Annotated in this window: 19 protein-coding genes; 7 read left to right on the top strand and 12 right to left on the bottom strand. The window is 59.1% G+C overall.

Translation table 11 applies throughout. The features are described from left to right. The first annotated feature begins 123 nt into the window (after positions 1-123). From HIR79_RS12090 to HIR79_RS12075, 5 genes are all read left to right on the top strand, one after another. Complete coding sequence (locus HIR79_RS12090) at positions 124-1,305, top strand: hypothetical protein (protein WP_169958555.1); 1,182 nt, start codon at positions 124-126, stop codon at positions 1,303-1,305. An 81-nt stretch (positions 1,306-1,386) separates the two neighbouring features. Next, a complete protein-coding gene (locus tag HIR79_RS12085) occupies positions 1,387-2,562 on the top strand; it encodes a hypothetical protein (protein ID WP_169958554.1) in 1,176 nt (391 codons plus the stop codon). Positions 2,563-2,839: 277 nt separating this feature from the next. Continuing rightward, positions 2,840-2,971, top strand: a complete 132-nt coding sequence (locus HIR79_RS18680; RefSeq protein WP_283241837.1) for a hypothetical protein — start codon at positions 2,840-2,842, stop codon at positions 2,969-2,971. An 8-nt stretch (positions 2,972-2,979) separates the two neighbouring features. Beyond that, positions 2,980-4,197, top strand: a complete 1,218-nt coding sequence (locus tag HIR79_RS12080) for a glycosyltransferase family 4 protein (protein ID WP_169958553.1) — start codon at positions 2,980-2,982, stop codon at positions 4,195-4,197. Between the two features lie 38 nt (positions 4,198-4,235). After that, positions 4,236-5,510 (top strand): exopolysaccharide biosynthesis polyprenyl glycosylphosphotransferase, encoded by a 1,275-nt coding sequence (locus HIR79_RS12075; protein WP_169958552.1) that lies wholly within the window; start codon positions 4,236-4,238, stop codon positions 5,508-5,510. A 103-nt stretch (positions 5,511-5,613) separates the two neighbouring features. Here HIR79_RS12075 and HIR79_RS12070 read toward each other — a convergent pair whose 3' ends face one another. From HIR79_RS12070 to HIR79_RS12055, 4 genes are read right to left on the bottom strand one after another with little or no spacing between them, the layout of a single operon-like run. Continuing rightward, positions 5,614-6,606 (bottom strand): site-specific integrase, encoded by a 993-nt coding sequence (locus tag HIR79_RS12070; protein ID WP_249322136.1) that lies wholly within the window; start codon positions 6,604-6,606, stop codon positions 5,614-5,616. Between the two features lie 12 nt (positions 6,607-6,618). Further along, complete coding sequence (locus HIR79_RS12065) at positions 6,619-8,184, bottom strand: DEAD/DEAH box helicase (RefSeq protein ID WP_169958551.1); 1,566 nt, start codon at positions 8,182-8,184, stop codon at positions 6,619-6,621. Beyond that, positions 8,181-8,828, bottom strand: a complete 648-nt coding sequence (locus HIR79_RS12060) for a VspR family transcription factor (RefSeq protein ID WP_169958550.1) — start codon at positions 8,826-8,828, stop codon at positions 8,181-8,183. The genes HIR79_RS12065 and HIR79_RS12060 overlap by 4 nt, the downstream gene beginning before the upstream one ends. Then, positions 8,825-9,031: a hypothetical protein gene (locus tag HIR79_RS12055; protein WP_169958549.1), complete on the bottom strand. Its 207-nt coding sequence runs from the start codon at positions 9,029-9,031 to the stop codon at positions 8,825-8,827. Before HIR79_RS12055 ends, HIR79_RS12060 begins: the two co-directional genes overlap by 4 nt. 318 nt (positions 9,032-9,349) lie before the next feature. Here HIR79_RS12055 and HIR79_RS18835 point away from each other — a divergent pair, with 318 nt between their 5' ends. Then, complete coding sequence (locus HIR79_RS18835) at positions 9,350-9,433, top strand: hypothetical protein (protein WP_169959565.1); 84 nt, start codon at positions 9,350-9,352, stop codon at positions 9,431-9,433. Here the strand turns inward: HIR79_RS18835 and HIR79_RS12045 are convergent. Continuing rightward, positions 9,412-9,867 (bottom strand): Xre family toxin-antitoxin system antitoxin, encoded by a 456-nt coding sequence (locus tag HIR79_RS12045; RefSeq protein ID WP_249322135.1) that lies wholly within the window; start codon positions 9,865-9,867, stop codon positions 9,412-9,414. The genes HIR79_RS18835 and HIR79_RS12045 overlap by 22 nt on opposite strands. 28 nt (positions 9,868-9,895) lie before the next feature. Then, complete coding sequence (locus HIR79_RS12040) at positions 9,896-10,192, bottom strand: hypothetical protein (RefSeq protein ID WP_169958547.1); 297 nt, start codon at positions 10,190-10,192, stop codon at positions 9,896-9,898. 161 nt (positions 10,193-10,353) lie between these two features. Here HIR79_RS12040 and HIR79_RS18675 point away from each other — a divergent pair, with 161 nt between their 5' ends. Further along, positions 10,354-10,824, top strand: coding sequence for a pilin (locus tag HIR79_RS18675; protein ID WP_169958546.1), 471 nt, complete (start codon positions 10,354-10,356; stop codon positions 10,822-10,824). A gap of 115 nt (positions 10,825-10,939) precedes the next feature. On the opposite strand, the gene HIR79_RS12030 is transcribed toward HIR79_RS18675, so the two are convergent. The 6 genes from HIR79_RS12030 to HIR79_RS18400 all read right to left on the bottom strand — a co-directional run bounded on the left by HIR79_RS12030 (position 10,940) and on the right by HIR79_RS18400 (position 18,631). Next, entirely contained in the window at positions 10,940-12,655 is a 1,716-nt protein-coding gene (locus HIR79_RS12030) for a PglL family O-oligosaccharyltransferase (RefSeq protein WP_169958545.1), read from the bottom strand. A 58-nt stretch (positions 12,656-12,713) separates the two neighbouring features. Beyond that, a complete protein-coding gene (gene atzF, locus HIR79_RS12025) occupies positions 12,714-14,570 on the bottom strand; it encodes an allophanate hydrolase (protein ID WP_169958544.1) in 1,857 nt (618 codons plus the stop codon). A 15-nt stretch (positions 14,571-14,585) separates the two neighbouring features. Next, on the bottom strand, positions 14,586-15,263 hold the full coding sequence (locus HIR79_RS12020) for a GntR family transcriptional regulator (RefSeq protein ID WP_211620735.1): 678 nt from the start codon (positions 15,261-15,263) through the stop codon (positions 14,586-14,588). Then, complete coding sequence (locus tag HIR79_RS12015; protein WP_249322134.1) at positions 15,260-16,405, bottom strand: ABC transporter ATP-binding protein; 1,146 nt, start codon at positions 16,403-16,405, stop codon at positions 15,260-15,262. The genes HIR79_RS12020 and HIR79_RS12015 overlap by 4 nt, the downstream gene beginning before the upstream one ends. A gap of 143 nt (positions 16,406-16,548) precedes the next feature. Further along, positions 16,549-17,736, bottom strand: a complete 1,188-nt coding sequence (locus tag HIR79_RS12010; protein ID WP_169958543.1) for an RNA-guided endonuclease InsQ/TnpB family protein — start codon at positions 17,734-17,736, stop codon at positions 16,549-16,551. A 46-nt stretch (positions 17,737-17,782) separates the two neighbouring features. Continuing rightward, the gene (locus HIR79_RS18400) at positions 17,783-18,631 is read right to left on the bottom strand and encodes an ATP-binding cassette domain-containing protein (RefSeq protein ID WP_211620732.1); all 849 of its coding nucleotides are present in this window, start codon (positions 18,629-18,631) and stop codon (positions 17,783-17,785) included. Positions 18,632-18,682 lie beyond the last annotated feature (51 nt).

Raw genomic sequence — 18,682 nt, 5'->3', positions numbered from 1 at the left:
TTCTGATGTAATAAGAATATACTCTTTACTTCTCAATGTATGAGAGTGTTTTTCTATTTATTGTTAAGCAGTAGGCCATTGAGGCGATTATTAAATTTAAATAAAGTCTTGCCATGTTGGTTCATGGCTAACTTGCGTGTGTTAATGTTTTTTATTCGGGCGTCTTTTTTTATGCTTTTAAAAAAGCTTAATGAGCTCTATCAAGCCGAAGGATTCCAGCACTCTATTGACAATGCAAAAGTTGTGAAAGAAATTGAGGATAAGCTGAAGCCCAAAACACATTGGGAGCGCTCATACGCTCAGTATAAGTGTCAAAAGATAGTTTATCGCAATGCTGGTAAGTTAATAGCATCTTTTCCCTTCCTTGCCCTTGCTCTGTTAGCCGCCAATATTTTTTTATTTGTCTATGCATCTAAGTCTCTTTTTATATCCAGCCCTAAACCTTCAAAGTCGACACTTTCACTTTTGCCAAATAGAGATTTAGTGCCTGACGCTGTTGGTGGCGATGTTGTTTATAATGGAGATGATGCTAAAAAGCCTATATTTGACTTTTCTGACTTGCGCTACGTGTGTTCATTTTCATTGCGATACTTCATGCATCCTTATTTTTGTCTGAAAATAGCATTTTCTGTTTTTAAGTTGAGTGGAGTCGCAAAGGTATACTCTAGCGTCCTAATCTCGAATGAATATAGTTTCTGTTCTTCATTTGTTAGTCACTACCTTAATTCAAGAGGCGTACTGGTAATGAACTGTATGCATGGGGAAAAGCTAGTCAACGCTAGAGATTCCTTTTGCACGTATGATATATTTTTTGTCTGGGATGAGAGCTATTGTGATATTTTAAAAAGTTTAAACATCAGTGCGCGTTTCGTTGTTAGTTATTGTCCGGCACTTAAAATAGATCTTGAAGCGTTAGGTGGAAGAGCTGTTAGCTACTTTCTCCAAGGTGGTGAGACAGTAGATCAGATCAACAACATCTACTTAAAAATGATCTTGCTTCAAAGAGTCTTAGGTGGCGAGAGTGTTCTGTTCAAAGAGCATCCGATTTATAAAACACCAAATCTAGATAAAGTTGTTAAAGAGAAGTTTGTATACAATGGTGATGCGGCGAGTTTGGTCAGTGATTCGATTGCCGTTTGTGGCCGATATACAACGTTACTTTATCAAGTATACGTTTCTAGGGGGGGGCGTAGTTACCCCAAAATATATATAGATGATGAGTTTTGGGTTCCGCCCAAAGAATACATTATGCTTGATAAGGCTGACGGAGTGTTCAGTACCCTTTCCGAAGATAATTTTAATTAGGCCTTTTTATTTTTATCTTTTGAGTATGTGTTATGATGTATTTCGGGGGTCAAAAGTCCTTGCATTTAATAAGGATTTATTATGCTAAGCGTTAGAGTAGCCTACTCGTGGGCTTTGCTTTTTTTATATTTTTATATTTTCTCTGTTGTGGCTAGGGTTTATGCTGGTTTTGACCTTGTGGCACTTTCATTGCTTTTAGTTTTCATTTCTTTAGCACTGACTTCTTGTTCTATTCTTCTATCAACCTTCAAAGGTGGATTACAGGTAGTTAATAGCCATGCTTTTGCACTGTTTTTTTTGTGGCTGCTTGGATTTGCTTTCTATGTGGTGACCTCAGGATTTTGGTATCACGCTTCTCCTTTTTATCCGCTAATTATGGTGGTTTCAATTTTTTCAGGGCTAGTCCTATCTAGGTTGGGGAATGAAAAGATTTTTTCTGTTTTTAGGCTTTTTTATTTTTTAATTCTCCTTCCCTTAGCTGTTGCAATTTTTACAAGCTTTGTTGTCGGAAAGGACCTCCAAATCATTCATCCTCAAAATAGAAATTCATTGTCTGCTGCTGTTGTGTTTGCGCAGTTAGCGTATTCTTTCTCTTATTGCAGGTTATATAGGGTTGTTCCTACGATTACACCTTTTTTGTCAGTGTTGATTTGCATTGGGCTCTATGGCAGGTCAGGAATTTTGGTTTCAGTTGTAATCCTTGTTTTTACATTGCTTTTTCAATTCGGGCGCAGTCTGAAGTTTAAGATCTTTTTAGGCATGGCGATTCCGATAATGTTAATAGTCTTTGTGTCGATGTATAGTGATGTGTCGACTTATTTGGCGGATAATACTAACTTCTCGAGGGGGCTTGATTCACCAAGAAATCTGAAGAATTTTGAGTACTTAAGTTCAATGAATTTTCTGCACTTTATCGTAGGGGGGGATTTAGCCCTTTCTCCAACAATTGTTTTTTATGGAATGAATCCTCACAACTCATTAGTCCTTGGACATGCCTTGCTCGGCATCCCTTATTTCTTCATGATATCTTATGTTTTTGTTGTTCTGTTGAGAAAGAGGGCGATTGTAAGCTTTATTTTCTGTTCAATTTTTATATTAAGAGCTTTTTTCGACACGGTGGCTTTGCCTGGAATTTATGATGCAATTTTTTTCTATATGTTTTTTTCATTTGAAAAAATGAAAATCCCCCGCCTCATGATAACTACGGTGACAGATAGAAGAGATGGGATGCCAGATGTCAATGGTCATCAGAACTGACCCACCCCCTACTGGGTCAATATTAACACCAGAAGCACCGATGATCAGTCAAGAGGCTTTCGAGGACGAATGATCGCTTAGATCAGTGTCTACCAATGCTGGGTAAGATCAATAGGCTATTTCGAGTTGTTGTGTCTGCGGGATCACTATGATCTGGTTTTACCGATAGCGGTGGTGTCCAGAAGAAGGCCTTCTTCTCCGGCAAGGCGTGTGAGGCTATGCGTGTCCAAGCTGATGGGTTCAACTTATCGAAATCGGTGTCAGGAGCTAGTTAGGAATGAATTTTGAAAAGGTAGTGCAAACCTCTCAACGACAATATGTTCATAAAATTATAGATGGTAATGGTGTTTATGGTGGTGAAAGGGCTGCTCGCAGGATCGTTAAAAAATTTGTTGAGTGTGCGCGATGAGCCATCCTATGAATAAGAAGACGGTTTGGATTATTAACCAAGACGCATCGACTCCAGAAACGGGATATGCCGGTCGAAGTTATTATCTCTCCCAAGCCCTGTCAAGGAAGGGGCATAATGTCAAGCTCGTTGTCGCTAGCTATCATCACTTGATGCATAGTCCGCCGGAATGTTCTGGACTGTATTCTGAAGAGGTCCGGGATGGATTTCAAATAATCTGGGTTAAGGTTGGTCGTTATAAAGATGCAAGCAGTAAAGGCAGGGTGTTGAATTGGTTTCGTTTTGCTTGGCTGTTGAGAGGGTTGGTTGGTCAGTTTGGCGAAAAGCCGGATAGTGTTATTTACTCTTCACCTTCTCTTTTGGGGTATGTTGGCGCTGAATATCTTTCTAGAAAGACAGGTGCTAGGTTGATATTTGATGTTCGTGATATTTGGCCATTGACTTTAGTCCATCTCGGTGGGTACTCAATACACCACCCCTTCATAAAGCTTCTGCAGTGGATTGAGGATAGGGCATATAAAAATTCTGACATTGTCATATCTAATCTTTCTAATTCAGTCGAGCATATGTGTGCTCGTGGTATGGATAGAAAAAAATTTCATTGGGTGCCTAATGGGTTTAGTCTCGATGAGGTTTCTTTCCCAAGCCCATTAAGCATCGATATCAAAGATCAGATCCCTAAATCTGGTTTCGTTGTGGGGTATGCAGGGAGTGTTGGTTTGGCTAATGCCAATAATATCCTTCTTGAAGCAGCTAAAGCCCTCAAGAGCTACGGTGATATTTACTTTGTTATAGTCGGTGATGGAGCAGAAAAGAAAATTCTTTCGGAGTTCGCGAGAAAAGAGAAATTGTCTAATGTTATCTTTATCGACTCGATACCAAAGAAACAAATTCAGAGTCTGTTGAGTTTTTTTTCATGCTGCTACTTTGGGGTTCGGGATGAGCCTATTTATCAGTTTGGCATAGGTGCTAACAAGATACCGGAATATATGTTTTCGGGTAGGCCTGTTGTCATGTCGTATTCAGGGAGAGGTGACCCGGTTTCGAAGGCTGGTTCTGGCATTGTAGTTCCTGCAGGTGATCATTTAAACCTAGCGGATGCAATCCTGACGCTTTATTCTTTGTCTGATAATGAAATGGCGGAAATGGGAGAGTGTGGGAAAAAGTTCGCGACAGAAAACTTCGACTATGATTGCATTGCCAGCCAGTTGGAGGAACTGCTTTGATCTTTTATTCTTTACACTCAAGAGTTTGATCGATGGGCATGCCTGAACGCTATGAACGCCGCCACTCGCGCTGGTACGAGGCGCTGCTGCTGGGGTGGCCCTTCCAATTGATCGTTGGCGCCTTGGTGGTGGTGGGGCTGCCGGCCTGGGAGCGCTGGCACTGGGGATTCTGGGAATATATGCCGCCGGTGCGCAGTAATACTCTGCTGGCCTGTGGCCTGGCCTTTGTGGGCATACTCTTCACCCTGCGGCGGATGCACCGCTTTCCGGGAGCTCGCATCTCCGCCTTTATCGCCCCAACGGTGTCAGTCGCCTATCTGCTGGTGGTAGCGGTGCTCTTCTTCACCCGCGAGGAGTACACCCGGCAGGTGCTTTTTGGCAGCTTCCTGATGAGTCTAGGCTGGTTCTACCTGGCTTTTTTCCTCGGGAGGCGCTATCGGCGCATGAAGCTGGCGGTGGTGCCGGTAGGGCGTGTGGCCGAACTGGAACCCACGCCCGACATCGAACTGCGCAGTCTCGACAAGCCCGATCTGGCCAATGTTCGTTATGATGGTGTGGTGGCCGACTTACATGCCGATGAACTCACGCCCGAGTGGGAGCGGTTCCTGGCCCGCTGCACGCTGCACCATATCCCCGTCTACCACATTCGCCAGATTCAGGAATCGCTGACCGGGCGGGTACGCATCGAGCACCTGACCGAGAACGAGTACGGCAGCCTGATGCCTTCGCTGTTCTATCAGGGCGTCAAGCGCAGCATCGACCTGGTCGCCGCGCTGATGTTGCTGCCGCTGCTGGCCCCAGTGATGCTCGCCACGGCCATTGCCATCCGCCTGGATAGCCCGGGCCCGGCGCTCTTCATCCAGCAGCGGATGGGCTTTCGTGGCGTGCCATTTAAAGTCTACAAGTTCCGCAGCATGTACGTGGACCAGAAGGGCAGGAGCTTTACCGAAGGGGATGACGACCCTCGCATCACCCGAGTGGGGCGCTTCATTCGCAAGTGCCGCCTGGATGAGTTGCCCCAGCTGTTCAACGTGATCAAGGGGGAGATGAGCTTTATTGGCCCGCGGCCCGAATCCATGGAGCTCTCTGAATGGTACGAGCGGGACGTGGCCTTCTTCAGCTATCGCCACGTGGTGCGTCCGGGGATCTCTGGCTGGGCCCAGGTGGAGCAGGGCTATGCCGCCGAGGTCGATGGCATGACCACCAAGCTCCAGTATGATTTCTACTACATCAAGCACTTCTCGCTGTGGCTGGATATCCTGATCGCTTTCAAGACGCTGAAAACCATCGTCACCGGGGACGGGGCAAGATAGAAACATAGTAATAAATTCACCGCGGGCGCCTTCAGGGCGCCCGCGGTGTTTATGGCCGTCTGCCGAGGCGACGCCTTAATGAACTGTTGAGCGCGATCCAGGCTCACAGACCAAAAAAGTCACCCCCGTGGTTCTCGAACGCATCCGCGACGCGAATATACCGCTCAAAGGTGCGCTGATCCCGGTGGCCACTGACGCGCTTGATCTGCACATCCGACTTGCCGCGCAGATGCGCCTCGGTGATAAACCCCGCCCGAAAGCTGTGCGGCGAGTAGCCTTCCTCCAGCAGCCCCGCCGCCGCCAGCCCCTTCTTCATGCGCACCGCCAGCGTGTTGGCCGTCATGCGACCGGCGCCCAGTCGCCCACCGATGCTCACGCCCCGAAAGATTGCGCCTTTCCGAATGCCGGAGACCTCCAGCCAACGTTCCAGCATGCCCACGGGGCAGTAACGCGTGCCGGGCGGGGCCCGCATGATGCTCTTGGTCTCGATGCGCCCGGACCGGTTCATCTTGCTGTAGTGGAGGGTGACGATCACCCCCTCGGGCCGCCACTCCAGGTCCTCGCAGGCGATGACCACCACCTCGCTACGCCGGAAGGCGCCGTAGAAACTGAGCAGGAATAGGGCGCTATCGCGCAGGCCGTGCAGGGTGTCACGCTCGACCGCATCGAGCAGGCGATGCAGCTCCTTGAGCCGCAGCGCCGGCGCCGAGGCCTGGCGGGTATCTCGCGACTTCTTGATTCCGCGGATCACGCTGCGCACCGCCATCGTCTTTACAGGCGAGGGCAGGTTGTGATAGCGGTGCCACATGTGCAGCGAGTTGGCGTAGCGCTCCAGCGTCGCCGGTTTCTTGCCCAGCTTGTTCTGTGCCGAGAGGAAGTTGGCGATATCGACCTCGGTGGCCGGCAGCATCCCTCCGGCCTTCTGGTAGACCCTCAGGTCCGAGCGCATACCGCGCACCGTGTTGGGCGACACACTTTCCGACAGTAGACGCCTGGCTTCTCGGGACAGCCCCTCCACGGGGGCGATCATGGCACCCTGGTCATAGGGGCTCGGCCGCGGGTGGGTCAGCTGTTGACGCGATGGATTGCGTTTCATCTTGACTCCCCCTCAAGGTGTCAGCCGCAGGGCGATCAGGCGCTCGAAGAACGATGCGGAAAACGCCACATCGGGCGCCACGCTGATCGTACCCGCCGCGCTGGCTGCGCCCATGGAGACTGCGACGCTCCTGCCGGCCACGGTGGTATCAGACGGGCTCTCCGTCGTTGCGGCAGCCGGGTCCGGGACGTGAGGCGTGATGGGCGAATCAGCCGGCGGTGAGGCGCCGTGGTCGCCCATGGGCCCTGGCAAGTCGGCGTTCACGGACACCTTGGCCAGATCCTGGGGGAGGTCGTCGCTCAGGCGTCGAGCCATCTGTGCGAGTCGAGTATCGTTCAGCGCGAAGAAGTAGCAGTCGGGATCGTCTTCACCCTGGCGGCGGATAATCCGCCCCAGTACCTGGCGGAAATGCTGCTCGGTGCGGATATGGCTCAGGTAGCAGCCAACCCGCAGGCGCGGAATATCGACACCTTCGGCGACCATGCCGACCGCCACGATCCAGGGCGTGCTGGCCAGACGAAACGCCTCCAGGCGAACGTGGGCGAGAGGGTCACGGCTGGTGACCAGACACACCTCATGCCCCTCTGCCTCCAGCTGTTGGGTCACCGCCTCGGCATGCTCGATATCGGCGGCGACGACCAGGCCGGCGGCTTGGTGATCCCGCTGGCGAAGGCTGTTGAGCTGCTGAGTGCCGAGAGCCAGCAGGCGCTGCATGGGGGCATCCAGCCGGACCAGGCTGCCATAGTCGATGGCGGGATGGCGCAGCAGCTGAGGGATGCTGGCGTAGCGATGCGTTTCCTGGCGACCAGTGCGCGGATGAAAGCTGCTCAGTTCGATGGCGCGATTGTCCACCAGCTGCACGCGGGGGTAGCGGCAGACGCCATCGCGGATGGCGTCCTGCAGGGTGTAGACAAAGTCTGGCTGCAAGACTTGTGAAGCCGATGACGCCGGGGCGTCCCTTCCAGTCATCGCCACCTCCGATGCCCCCGGCCCCCCGGCGGTTTCCTTGGCATCATCAGCGATTTCCAGATACCGCAGCAGCGGCATGCAGCTCCCGTCGGTCCGCCACGGCGTGCCTGACAGCGCCAGTGTATAGGCCATGTGGCGCTCCAGCGCCATCAGCGTGCTGCCCCACTGGTTCGGCCCCTCTCCGCCCAGATGCCCGGCCGCGTGGTGGCTCTCGTCCCATACCAAGAGCACGCGATGCTGCTGACCCAGGCGCTTCAGGGCGTCCAGCCGTCCCGGCAGGGCCTGGTAGGTCATCCCGGCGCCGGCGGCGCCCAGCTGACCGTGCATGGGCTGTCCGGTGACGGTCTGCAGCGCCTCGATGGCAGCCTGAACCACGGCCCGGGTGGGGCCGCAGTAGAGGACATAGTCGATATCGCCGCGTGCCATCAGCTCATTGGCCAACTCTGCGGCGAGACGCATCTTGCCGGCACCGGGCGTGGCCTGACACAGAAAGTGCGGATGCTGCGGTGACAGCGTGGCGAGTGCCTGTTGCAGGCAGGCCGACTGCCAGGGGCGCAGCGGCGGTAGAGCAGAGCGCGCCGGATGGCGTGACGTGGGCGGCAGTATCATGAGCGACCCTCCTGAGCAATCGACGCCTCGCACTCACCGCGGTGTGCCAGACGCTGCCGGATCTTCAGGTTGGCATCCCACTGCCCCTGCAATCGGCTACTGTACTCGAGGGCCGCCTCCAGCAGCGGTGCGATCTGCGACCGTTCATCGGGAAAGGACGTTATCAGGTGCTGGTAGTGTTCCGCCTCACTGATCGCGGCATGCATTGCTGTCTGCAGGTAGTGGCGCTCCTGCTCCAGGTGTTCGAGCAGTGGCCGGGTGGATACTGTCAATGAATCGGTCTGGGAGGGGGCTGAGGATGAGGGTGGCGTCGTGGAATCCGATGGTTCTGTCGGGGTGTCCAGCTGCATACGGAACAGCCGGCGATTTTTTCCACGGACCCCAACCGCTACGACAAGACCGTGCTTCTCCAGCGTCTTGAGCCGGTCGCGGACCCGAAAGCGCAGCAGATTCGGGTCAATGTCTTCGAACTCTGGCCGCTTGAGCAGCAGGTCACGGATTTCGTAAGTGGTGAAGGACTCGTTGGCTTCTGCGCAGCAGAGCAGCTGATGATCGAGGGCCTCGGCGATCATGCGTGACAGCGGATCGTGACGGCGAGGCTTCGGGGAGGGCAAGGTGGTTGCAGGATCGACGCGCGGGCTCATTCGCTCACCTCCTGCACTGCCTCCAGGGCGATGGCGTCGGCGGCACGCGAGAGGGCCTCGGCCCTGCGCATGTGGGCATGGTAGCGGCGGTAGCGAACTTGCAGGCTGCTATTAGAGGCCAGGGCGGCCATGGCCATGGCGCGATGAGCGGCAGCACGCGCACGGCGACTGCTGCGATGGGGAGAAACGGTCGGGTGGACCATGGGTGGAGCTCCTTTTGCTTGGAGCCGACCCCTCTGTCGCCAAACAGGATGGGGGCGGCCGTACGCGGGTTGGCGAACCGGCGCAAAAGGAAACCGGCAGACCCGAAGGTCTCCCACGCACGACCGCCATAGACATGGCAGGCAAAGAAAAAGCGCCTACCATGGCAGTGGCGCTTGTGCGCCTCTTGCATTCGGGTCGCCAAACCCGGCCGAGTGATTTAGCTCGACATTCATACAGTAGCAGCGGCTATCGGGTGTGTAAAGCCCTGAACTGCGCGGTGGTTTTGGGGCACACGGTAACCGCAGCTTCGCCCGGCTATGCGAGGGAGGGGCCGTCAGGAGTTGCTCCCTGCTGGTAAGGCGGTATATGCGAACCGTGCTCATGAGAAGACGCCATGCTGAAGCCGTCCGACCAGGTTCAGAACCGCCTTGGTGCCAACTGTCGTCGTCACCATCTCCACCGGCCGGCGTCCATCGAGGCCGCGCACCGGGTCGAGTATCCAGCGCCGCGCCCGCTCCCGATCCCCCTCGAAGAGCTCAATAGCGCTCTTGAAGACCACGGCGAAGCGGCACAGCCGATCACCTTCGTCTAGCCTGAACCGGCCGGCTTTGGCTCGCCGCCGCAGGGTCGCTGGCGAGATGACGACATAGCGCGCCAGCTCCTGGCTCTCCAGGCCGGACGCCGCGGCGAGCTTGGTGTAGACCGTGTAGGGGACGCCCTCTTTTACGGCCGCATGCAGTGCTAGCCTACCTGAGGGTAGTCCCAAGGCCTTCCAGAATTCGTCTTGCGGCGGCGGCTTTGCCTCCGGGCGATATTCGCTGATGCCAGCTTCCACGGCACGACCTCCAATGATGTGGTGTGGCTCACGTTTCCTCACGATCATCTCTTTTGAGGCTCTGATCCTTGATCTGCTTGATCTCGGCCTGCAGGGGGGCGATGTCGCCGCGGAGTACGGCGGGGGGGCTGTCACGCGAGCAGGCTCCCTTGGTCCGGATGGTTTTACTGCTGCCCCAATGGTAGCGCATCTCGGCGCTTAGCCAAGCCAACCAGGCCGCGAAGGCAGCCCGGCTCAGGGCAGGCAGTGAGACGATGGAGACGCCCGCGGCGAGTCGCCACGCCGCTATCCTGTATGCCGAGCGCCGAGAGAAATTGTCACGCAAGGTGAACTCGGCCTTGCAGAATTACAAACGGTAACTTAGAGTAACTGACAGGAGCCGCCGAGGCGGCTCCGTGGAGAGCGGGCAGCTCGGCTGCCTGGCTTGGGCACATCCGCAGGGGGCAGACACCTGCCGGGGCGGACACGAATTCAAGGGGCACGAAGATGAACGAATTGAACAGAAAGACACAGCGCAACAGGGCGCAGGGTGGTTTTACCCTGATCGAACTGATGATCGTGGTGGCGATTATCGGGATTTTGGCTGCGATTGCGATTCCAAGATATCAGGATTATACGGCGAGGGCGCAGGCGACTGAGGCACTATCTGCCACTGCTGCTCTTCGTGTTGAGCTGCAAGAGTATTTTGCTAATAAAGGCGAATTTCCTGCTGATGGTGCTGAGCTGGATACTGAAACTGGTTACGATGTCTCAAGTATCGGTGGAAGGTTCATCGATGATGTCACTCTTGGCCTAGCGGCAGGTTCTCAGGCTCAAATTACTATTACATTTGGAAGCAACAGTGCGCTAGATGGTGAACAAATGACGGTTACATCTGTTAACATAAATGATGGGTGGGTATGTGCAGCATCTGGTGGGAATATGACTGTGAGACAGTTACCCGCAGGGTGTCGGTGAATAGGTTTGGTAGTAGGCTGACAGGGACAGGGATTCCTATTCCTAATCTAGCCTAGAAATACCACCAGCGGCCGGCAGAAATGCTGGCCGCTGGTTCTTTATATCTCTTTTTCCGCTATTCTACCTCATCGGTAACTATTTCCGCCTCGGACGCGTCAGGCTTCAGGGCTTCCGTCATTAACTCGAAGTCGGGGAATAGCCGGCCAGCTTCCCGGGCGATCTCGGAGCCTTCCAAGTCTCGACCCATTATTCGTTCGGCGCGCACCATATTGGCGTAGAGGGCCGGGTTGGGTGCCAGTCGGGCATGCGCCTCCCCCCACACTAGATACTCCTCGACAAAGCCGCCTATTCCCAAGCCTGCCGCCGCCTGCAGTTGCTGGGACATTATCTGGAAGTCCAGCGTCATCGGCATGCCGAAGGGGTTGATAATGGCCGTCAGGGTGCCGGGGCGTTCGCCACCGCTCTCCACATGGGCCTTCACCTGCCACAGCGTATGCAGGTGGGTGGCCATAAAGAGCACTAGCGCCGGCGCCGCGAGCCCGCCGACGACCTTCACCCCGAAGGTGTAGCGATGCTCCCTTTCCTGTGCTTCCCAGCAGCGGCTGGCCACCAGCCCCAGCAGCAGCAGCATCACCAGCCAGTGGGCGATGGAGTGATAGAAGGGCAGCTCCAGCAGGCTGTGCACGGCAAGCGGCGCCAGCAGCGCCAGCAGCATCAGTCTTTCGCCGCGAGGACCCTTGGTGATGATGCGCCTGGCCAGCCATAGCGCGAAGGCGAGAATCGCCAGCGCCGGCAGCAGCCCCCCCTCGATGCCCCAGTAGAAGAGCTCGTTATGGGGATGGCCGTAGTGCTCGCGCAGCGGCGGGCGCCCTTCCTCTGCGGTGCGCCAGTCGGCGTGACTATGCACGAAGTCATGCACGAATCGCCCATAGCCCCAGCCGGCGATGGGCTTCTCGGCGATCATTCTGAGGCTGTGTTCGTAGACCTGGGGTCGAAGGCCCTGAGAGGTGATCGCCTCGGCGCTGCGCGCCGTTCCCCCGCCGGTGTTGGCCACCACTACGGCCAGCAGCAGCCCACCCAGCAGAGCAACGGCCCACTGCTTGAACCTTGCGCGCTCAAGCCCACACAAGTGCACCAGCACTAGGGGTACGCCAATGGCCGCCCCCAGCCAGCCGCTGCGTGAGGCGATCACCCACAGCATGGCCGGCATGAACAGTGGCGCCAGCAGGATCACGCCCTTCTCTAGGCGGCTTCTCGCCTCGCCATAGAGCCAGGCGGAGATCACCAGCCCCACGGCCAGGAAGCTCGCCATCACGTTAACCTGCTGGAACACGCCCCAGGGCCGCCCGTAGTCGGGGTTGTAGCCCACCCAGTTGCCCGGTTCCAGCAAGTAGTACTGCACATAGCCGTAGGCGGTCTCCAGCAGCGCACCGGCCAGTATCGCCATGCCGAGCCACCACCAGTGGCGGCGCGTCAGCGGCAGCTGGGCCAGCCCCAGCAGCAGCAGGGCGCCGGCGGTGAGCGTAAGCAGCCGCGGCAAGGCGAGATGCGAGGCCTCGTTCCAGCTCCACGCCAGTGGCAGCCACAGCGCCAGCAGCAGGAGCCCAAGCCCCTTGTGGAAGGCACTGAAGCGGATCACACCCTGAGACGCAGGCCACAGCGCCAGCGCCATCATTACCGCGAAGCCCATCCACACCGCGGCGTTGTGAGGCATGCGCAGCCCCGTGCCGCCCAGGTTGGGAAAGGTCACATGCAGCAGCACCACAAAGGTGAAGAAGGCGGTGCCGATAAACCAGCCGACCAGGCGGCGGTGGGGAGAGGAGGTTTCCATGGCGATCCCTGCGGTCGAATGTTTCTGGATGTTACCAGAAACGATCACCACCCCGCTGTCAACACGCGTCGTTCAGCTCACTGCCAGACATCACTCGCTCGTCAGTCACTGCCGCCAGCCACTGCCGCCAGCCTCCATACGCCGTGATGTCACTGGCCTGGCCTGCCCCATGCAGCCCTCCAGCGGCGCAGATGAACCCCGTCTTCCACTCGCCGTTGGCCAGCTCTACCTGGCCGAGCCCCAGCGGACTGGGAATGCCGGCCAGGAAGCTGCCAATCCACTGCTGTGGCAGGCGCCAGACCTCGACCTCAACGGCGCTGCCATTGGCCTCGTCACGCACCAGGGCAGGGCGCGCCGGCGGCCCACCGGCCAGGGCATAGAGCCGGTAGCGGGCCGCCGTGGCGGTGCGCTCAACCAGCACACCGCCGCGCTGGGTCAGCTGACCATTGAGGGGTAGCCCCTGAAGATGGGCGCCACACACCACCACCTCCAGATAGCCGTCGCTTCCCGGCGCCATGGGCTTGGTACGAGGCCGTGGCAGGCCCATCGCCCCCAGCGGCAAGGCCAGCGCCGCCTCCATGGCCCGTGCCAGGCTGAGCAAACGCAGGTCATCGAAGCAGCGACCGAACAGGGTGACACCCACCGGCAACCCGGCTCCCGTGAAGCCCACCGGCACGGCCAGCGCACTGTAGTCCAGCAGGTTCATGAAGTTGGTCCAGGTCCCCAGCCGCGCATTGACGCCGATGGGGTCGGCGGCCACCGCGGCCTTGGTGGGGTGGGTCACGGTGGTGGGGGTGAGCATCAGGTCCACAGAAGCGAGCAAGGCATCGGCCTGGCGTTTGTACTCCGCCAGCTGATAGCGCGCCTCGAAGGCCTCCACGGCCAGCGGCGACGCGCCACCGGCGGTGATCTGTCGCGTCACCGGATGCACCGACTCGGGGTCCTGCTCCATCAGCTCGCGGATGGCATGGTAGCGCTCGGCCACCCAGGGGCCTTCATAGAGCAAACGCGCCGCCGCCAGCAGCGGCGTGGCATCGATCTCCACCCGCTCTCCGCCCAGCGACTCCAGCAGCCCGATGGCCTCGCGCATCGCACGGGTGTAATCGGGATCCGTCTGCCACTGCGCCGCCTTCGGCACCCCGAAACGGAATCGCGCCGGCGGCGTGCCATAGCGCTGCCCGTGCAGGGCAAAGTCATGGGCCCGCGACCAGCGACATTCGGGATCCGGCACCGCCGCGATATCGAACAGGGTGGCCGCATCATCGGCGGTCAGGGCGAACAGGCTGATGGTGTCCAGGGTGGCACAGGCGGGCACCACACCACGGCTGCTGAGCAGGCCCAGGCTGGGCTTGACGCCCACCAGGTTGTGGAAGCAGGCCGGCACGCGACCGGAACCCGCGGTATCGGTGCCCAGCGCGAAACTCACCTGGCCGGCGGCCGTGACCACCGCCGAACCGCTGCTCGACCCACCCGGCACCCGCTCGGGGTCAAAGGCATTGCCGGGCACGCCATAGGCCTCGGGCGCACGCTCGCCGACCAGGCCGGTCGCGAACTGGTCGAGATTGGTCTTGCCGAGGGGAATCGCGCCGGCATCGATCAGCCGCTGCACCACGAAGGCACTCTCTTCCGGCACATAGGCGAAGGCCGGACAGCCCGCCGTGGTGGGCACACCGGCCAGATCGATATTGTCCTTGATGGCAAAGGGGATCCCGAAGAGCGGCAGCGACTCGGGAGAGTGTCCCTCCAGGCGTGCCAGATAGCCCTGCAGCTGGTGGCGATCGAGCCGGGTAATCCAGGCGGGATCGGGGCCGCGGCGCTCGGCCTCCTCCAGCAGGCTGTCAAGGAGTCGGGCCGGGGTCAGGGTGCCGCCGCGGTAGGCCGCGTGTAGCGAGGTGATGGTCAGATCAAGGGGCATGGTCAACGTCCTGTGTCAGCTGCGATGGGTATCGAGATAGTGGCGGGAGCCGTGGCTGACCTGCAGCACATGGTCACGGGTGGCGCGTGCGGCCGCCTCCGCGTCGCCAGCCAGAATGGCGCTCACGATGGCGTCATGTTCCTCCCAGGAGTGGCTGGGGCGCTGTGGCAGGCGAAACTGGGCGTGGCGGAACGGCTGCAGACGACTGCGGGTGGCCAGTGCCATGTCGCGTAGATAGGGGCTGTGGGCGCCGTCGTAGAGGCAGCCATGAAACGCCAGGTTGTAGGCCTCGTACTCCGCCGTGTTGTCATCACGCACGTGGCGCTGCGCGGCATCATGCAGCTGCTGTAGCTGTTGGCGTTCCCGCAGGGTCATGCGCAGTGCGCTCAGCCGTGCACAGGCGGCCTCCAGCTCCGCCATGGCCTCATACATCGCCATCAGGGTCTCATTGGAGATCTCGGCGACCGTGACCCCGCGGTTGGGGCGTCGAATGACCAGCCCCATGGCCGCGAGGTGGGCAAACATCTCGCGAACCGGCGTACGCGAGACGTTGAACCGCTCGGCGATAACACGGGCGTCCAGCTTGGTGCCCGGTGACAGCTCGCCGCGAATGATCTCGTCGGCGAGCTGTTCGAGCATCTCATCCACGGTGGTGCCTCCCCGCGCGCGGGAGAGCATGGCGTCGGTCTTCATGCGATCTCCTTGAGCGGCGGCGGGAAGCTGGCCGGCATGGCCGGCGGGTGAGGAATGGCGTCGAGCAGGGTGCGCGTATAGGGGTGGCTGGGCTCGCTCAGCAGCTGCTCGGTGGGGCCTTCCTCGACGATCCGCCCGGCCTGCATCACCATCACGCGATCACACAGCAGGCGGACCACGTTGAGATCGTGGCTGATGAACAGGTAGCTCATGTTGAGCTCCTCGCGCAGCCTGACCAGCAGGTTGAGCACCACCGCCTGCACCGAGACATCCAGGGCGGCGGTGGGCTCATCCAGAATCAGCAGCTTGGGGTCGAGCGCTATTGCCCGCGCGATACCCACGCGGGCCTTCTGGCCGCCGGAGAGCTGATGGGGGAAGCGGTCGAGCAGATGGCTCGGCAGGCCCACCCGCTCGGCGAGCGCTTCCACGCGCTGCCGTCGGTCGCGTGGGGCGTGCTGGCCCAGGCGCATCAGCGGATCGGCAATCGAGCGGCGCGCGCTCCAGCGCGGGTTCAGGCTATCGGTGGGGTCCTGGAAGACCATCTGCAGCTGACTGCGCAGCGCGTGGCGTGCAAAGGCCTTGGCCGGTATCGCCGCCAGGTCGGTGCCGGCGAAGCGCAGGGCGCCGCTGGTGGGGTCCAGCAGCCGCATGACCATCGCCGAGGTGGTGGACTTGCCGCAGCCGCTTTCTCCCACCAGGCCCAGGCTTTCTCCTTCGTGCACGGTGAAGCTGAGATCGTCCACGGCGCGCACGGCATCCGTGTCGTCGGCGTTGCCGAAGGTCTTGACCAGATGCTCGACCTCAAGGAGCGGCTTACCCAGCGGGCGCGCCCTGGGGGTGGCCCGCCGCGTATCGTCGAGGGGCAGCAGGTCGGCGACCTGGGCATCGAGCCTCGGCGTGGCGCGCATCAGGCGCTGGGTATAGGGATGTCGCGGGCGGGCAAACAGCTGCTCCGTGGCGCCTGACTCCACGATCCTGCCCTTCTCCATCACCACGATGCGATCGCAGTAGCTGGCGGCGAGGCCCAGATCGTGAGTGATCAGCAGGGTAGACATCTGCCGCTCGGCGGCGAGCTCCACGATCAGGTCCATGACCGCTTTCTGGGTGGTGACGTCCAGGCCGGTGGTCGGCTCGTCCGCCACCAGCAGCTGGGGACGGCAGGCCAGGGCATTGACCTCCTCCCCTCCCTTCGCGCTATCGCGACTCAGGAAGAGGATTCCCTTTCGGGTGCCAGCCCGATCGCTCGGGTGGCCGGTTCCTGCTGCTGGCGGCCTGACGGCACCGCTCACTTCACAGGCGCGACGGGCAGACCCTGCCCTGATAACTGCTCATGTGCCCGAGCCAGCACGTTCCTGGCCCCCACCACATCGGCGTGAGCCGTGTGGTCGCAAGCCTGGCAGCGGAAGGTGGCCCGGCTGGGCCGATTCCCTGCCGCGACGTGCCCGCACTCGGGGCAGGTCTGGCTGGTGTGCCGGGCCGGCACGGCGATCAGCAGTCCGCCTCGCCAGGTCTGCTTGTAGCCGAGCTGGCGCCGGAACTCGAACCAGCCCTGGTCGAGGATCGCCTTGTTCAGCCCTGCCTTCTGTTTCACCCGATTGCCCGGCGTCGCCAGAGTGCCCTTGGCCGAAGCCGACATATTGCGTACCCGGAGGTCCTCGACAGCCACCATGGCGTGGTTTTGGCTGATGGCGGTCGAGAGCTTGTGGAGGGTGTCGCGGCGGGCATTGGCGGCCGTCTGGTGCAGTCGGGTGATGCGGGCCTTCTGTTTCTTCCAGTTCTGGGAGAACCGGACCTTGTGTTTGAGTTGGCGCTGCGCCGTGGCGATACGCTTCTCGATCTGCCGGAAGCTGTTGCGTCCGGCGTAGGCCGTGCCATTGGAGTCCACGGCGAAATGCACCACGCCCATGTCCAGGCCAACCGCTGAAGTGGCCGGATGACGAGGCGACTCCGCCACCTCGATCTCGACCTGGAAGCTGATGTGCCAGTGGCCGCCGTCGAGGCCCACGGTACAGCTGGTGATCTTTCCCACCACCGGCCGTGACTGGCGAAAGCGGACCCAGCCAAGGCCCGCGGGCAGCTTCACACGGCGATGGTCGAGCCGGCAGTATTTGGGGAAATTGACGAAGCGGATGGCGTCCCGCGACTTGCCTTTCTTCTTGAAGCGGGGCGCGTCAGCGGCCAGTCCCGGCGTGAAATGCCGTTGCCAGGCCGTGTCGAGGTCACGCAGCTTTTGCTGAAGGTTATCGGTGTACGCCTCGGTGAGAAAGGCCGTGGCGTCCTGGCGTTTCCAGGCAGTGATCCAGCCGGCCATGGTGCCATAGCGCGGCACCCGCTCCCCGCGCTCCCTTGCGGCAAGGCATTCGGCCAGCGCCTGGTTCCAGACGAAGCGTGAATGCCCGGCCAGCACCCGCAACCGCGCCGCCTGTTGTGGCGTCGGGTTGAGACGGTACTTCAGGCCGAGCATCTGCTTCATCGAGGCATCCCTTGGCTGTATATTCGTATAGTATCAGGCCTTCCCGTCACGACAAGTGAGCCTGCGGCTCACTCCGCATTCCCCCCACACCTTGCTCGGTGTGGGTACCCTGCGGCTTCTGGATGGCAATCACGATGCGCTGGCACATCCCTCCGGAGAGCTCGAACGGGTATGCGTGATAGCGCTGTTCGGGATCACGAATCTTGTCGGCTTCCAGCATCTGGATGGCCTTGTTGCGCGCATTGCCCCGAGTGGCCAGGCCATGTTGGATCAGGACATCCTCGATCTGGCGGCCGACCGCCCGGATCGGATTGAGGGCCGCGCGGGGGTTCTGGAAGATCATCGACAGCTCACGGCCGCGCATCTCGCTCATGGTGCGCTCGGTGGCGCCGCCGATATCGACCCCACCCAAGACGATACTGCCGTTCGCCATCTTCCCGGCGCGGTCCAGGATACGCAGCAGCGCGTAGGAGGTGACCGACTTGCCGGATCCGGACTCGCGACGATGCCGAGCGTCTCGCCCTTGTGCAGATGAATATCGACCTGCTGGACGGCGGTGACCGGGCGGCCATCCCAGAAGGTGGCCTCGCGCAGGGTGAAGGTGAACGTCCGGCCATCTTCCGAGACCTCCCAGGACCTCCCAGGACTCGGCCAGCTCGCCTTGCAGGTTGTCGTAGTCGTAGCTGAGTGACCCGTCTTCCAGTGTCTTGGTGCCGAAGGTGAGCAGCCGGTCGTAGCAGTTGACGGCGACCTGGTAACTCGGCCGGTTGGTGCCGCTGCGGTGGATGTCCAGGCTGTTGATCGTGCTGCCCATCACCACCACCAGCGTCTCGCCGGCACTGGTGTTTGCCTGCACGGCACCGAGGGTTTGCACCATCGGGAGCAAAAAGTGCATACACTTGCACCAAGGAGGATGGGCATGCGGTGTGATGCGATCCGTTACCGT

The sequence above is a fragment of the Halomonas sp. PGE1 genome, assembly GCF_013000985.1.
Taxonomy (GTDB): Bacteria; Pseudomonadota; Gammaproteobacteria; order Pseudomonadales; family Halomonadaceae; genus Halomonas; species Halomonas alkalicola.
The sequence above is the reverse complement of the archived record's forward strand: the minus strand, read 5'-3'. Positions and strand labels throughout refer to the sequence as shown.

Coding starts and splice junctions, on each gene's coding strand:
- HIR79_RS12090 (WP_169958555.1), top strand. CDS start 124: ATGGCTAACTTGCGTGTGTTAATGTTTTTTATTCGGGCGTCTTTTTTT.
- HIR79_RS12085 (WP_169958554.1), top strand. CDS start 1,387: ATGCTAAGCGTTAGAGTAGCCTACTCGTGGGCTTTGCTTTTTTTATAT.
- HIR79_RS18680 (WP_283241837.1), top strand. CDS start 2,840: ATGAATTTTGAAAAGGTAGTGCAAACCTCTCAACGACAATATGTTCAT.
- HIR79_RS12080 (WP_169958553.1), top strand. CDS start 2,980: ATGAATAAGAAGACGGTTTGGATTATTAACCAAGACGCATCGACTCCA.
- HIR79_RS12075 (WP_169958552.1), top strand. CDS start 4,236: ATGCCTGAACGCTATGAACGCCGCCACTCGCGCTGGTACGAGGCGCTG.
- HIR79_RS12070 (WP_249322136.1), bottom strand. CDS start 6,606: ATGAAACGCAATCCATCGCGTCAACAGCTGACCCACCCGCGGCCGAGC.
- HIR79_RS12065 (WP_169958551.1), bottom strand. CDS start 8,184: ATGATACTGCCGCCCACGTCACGCCATCCGGCGCGCTCTGCTCTACCG.
- HIR79_RS12060 (WP_169958550.1), bottom strand. CDS start 8,828: ATGAGCCCGCGCGTCGATCCTGCAACCACCTTGCCCTCCCCGAAGCCT.
- HIR79_RS12055 (WP_169958549.1), bottom strand. CDS start 9,031: ATGGTCCACCCGACCGTTTCTCCCCATCGCAGCAGTCGCCGTGCGCGT.
- HIR79_RS18835 (WP_169959565.1), top strand. CDS start 9,350: ATGCGAGGGAGGGGCCGTCAGGAGTTGCTCCCTGCTGGTAAGGCGGTA.
- HIR79_RS18675 (WP_169958546.1), top strand. CDS start 10,354: ATGAACGAATTGAACAGAAAGACACAGCGCAACAGGGCGCAGGGTGGT.
- HIR79_RS12030 (WP_169958545.1), bottom strand. CDS start 12,655: ATGGAAACCTCCTCTCCCCACCGCCGCCTGGTCGGCTGGTTTATCGGC.
- atzF (WP_169958544.1), bottom strand. CDS start 14,570: ATGCCCCTTGATCTGACCATCACCTCGCTACACGCGGCCTACCGCGGC.
- HIR79_RS12020 (WP_211620735.1), bottom strand. CDS start 15,263: ATGAAGACCGACGCCATGCTCTCCCGCGCGCGGGGAGGCACCACCGTG.
- HIR79_RS12010 (WP_169958543.1), bottom strand. CDS start 17,736: ATGAAGCAGATGCTCGGCCTGAAGTACCGTCTCAACCCGACGCCACAA.
- HIR79_RS18400 (WP_211620732.1), bottom strand. CDS start 18,631: ATGCACTTTTTGCTCCCGATGGTGCAAACCCTCGGTGCCGTGCAGGCA.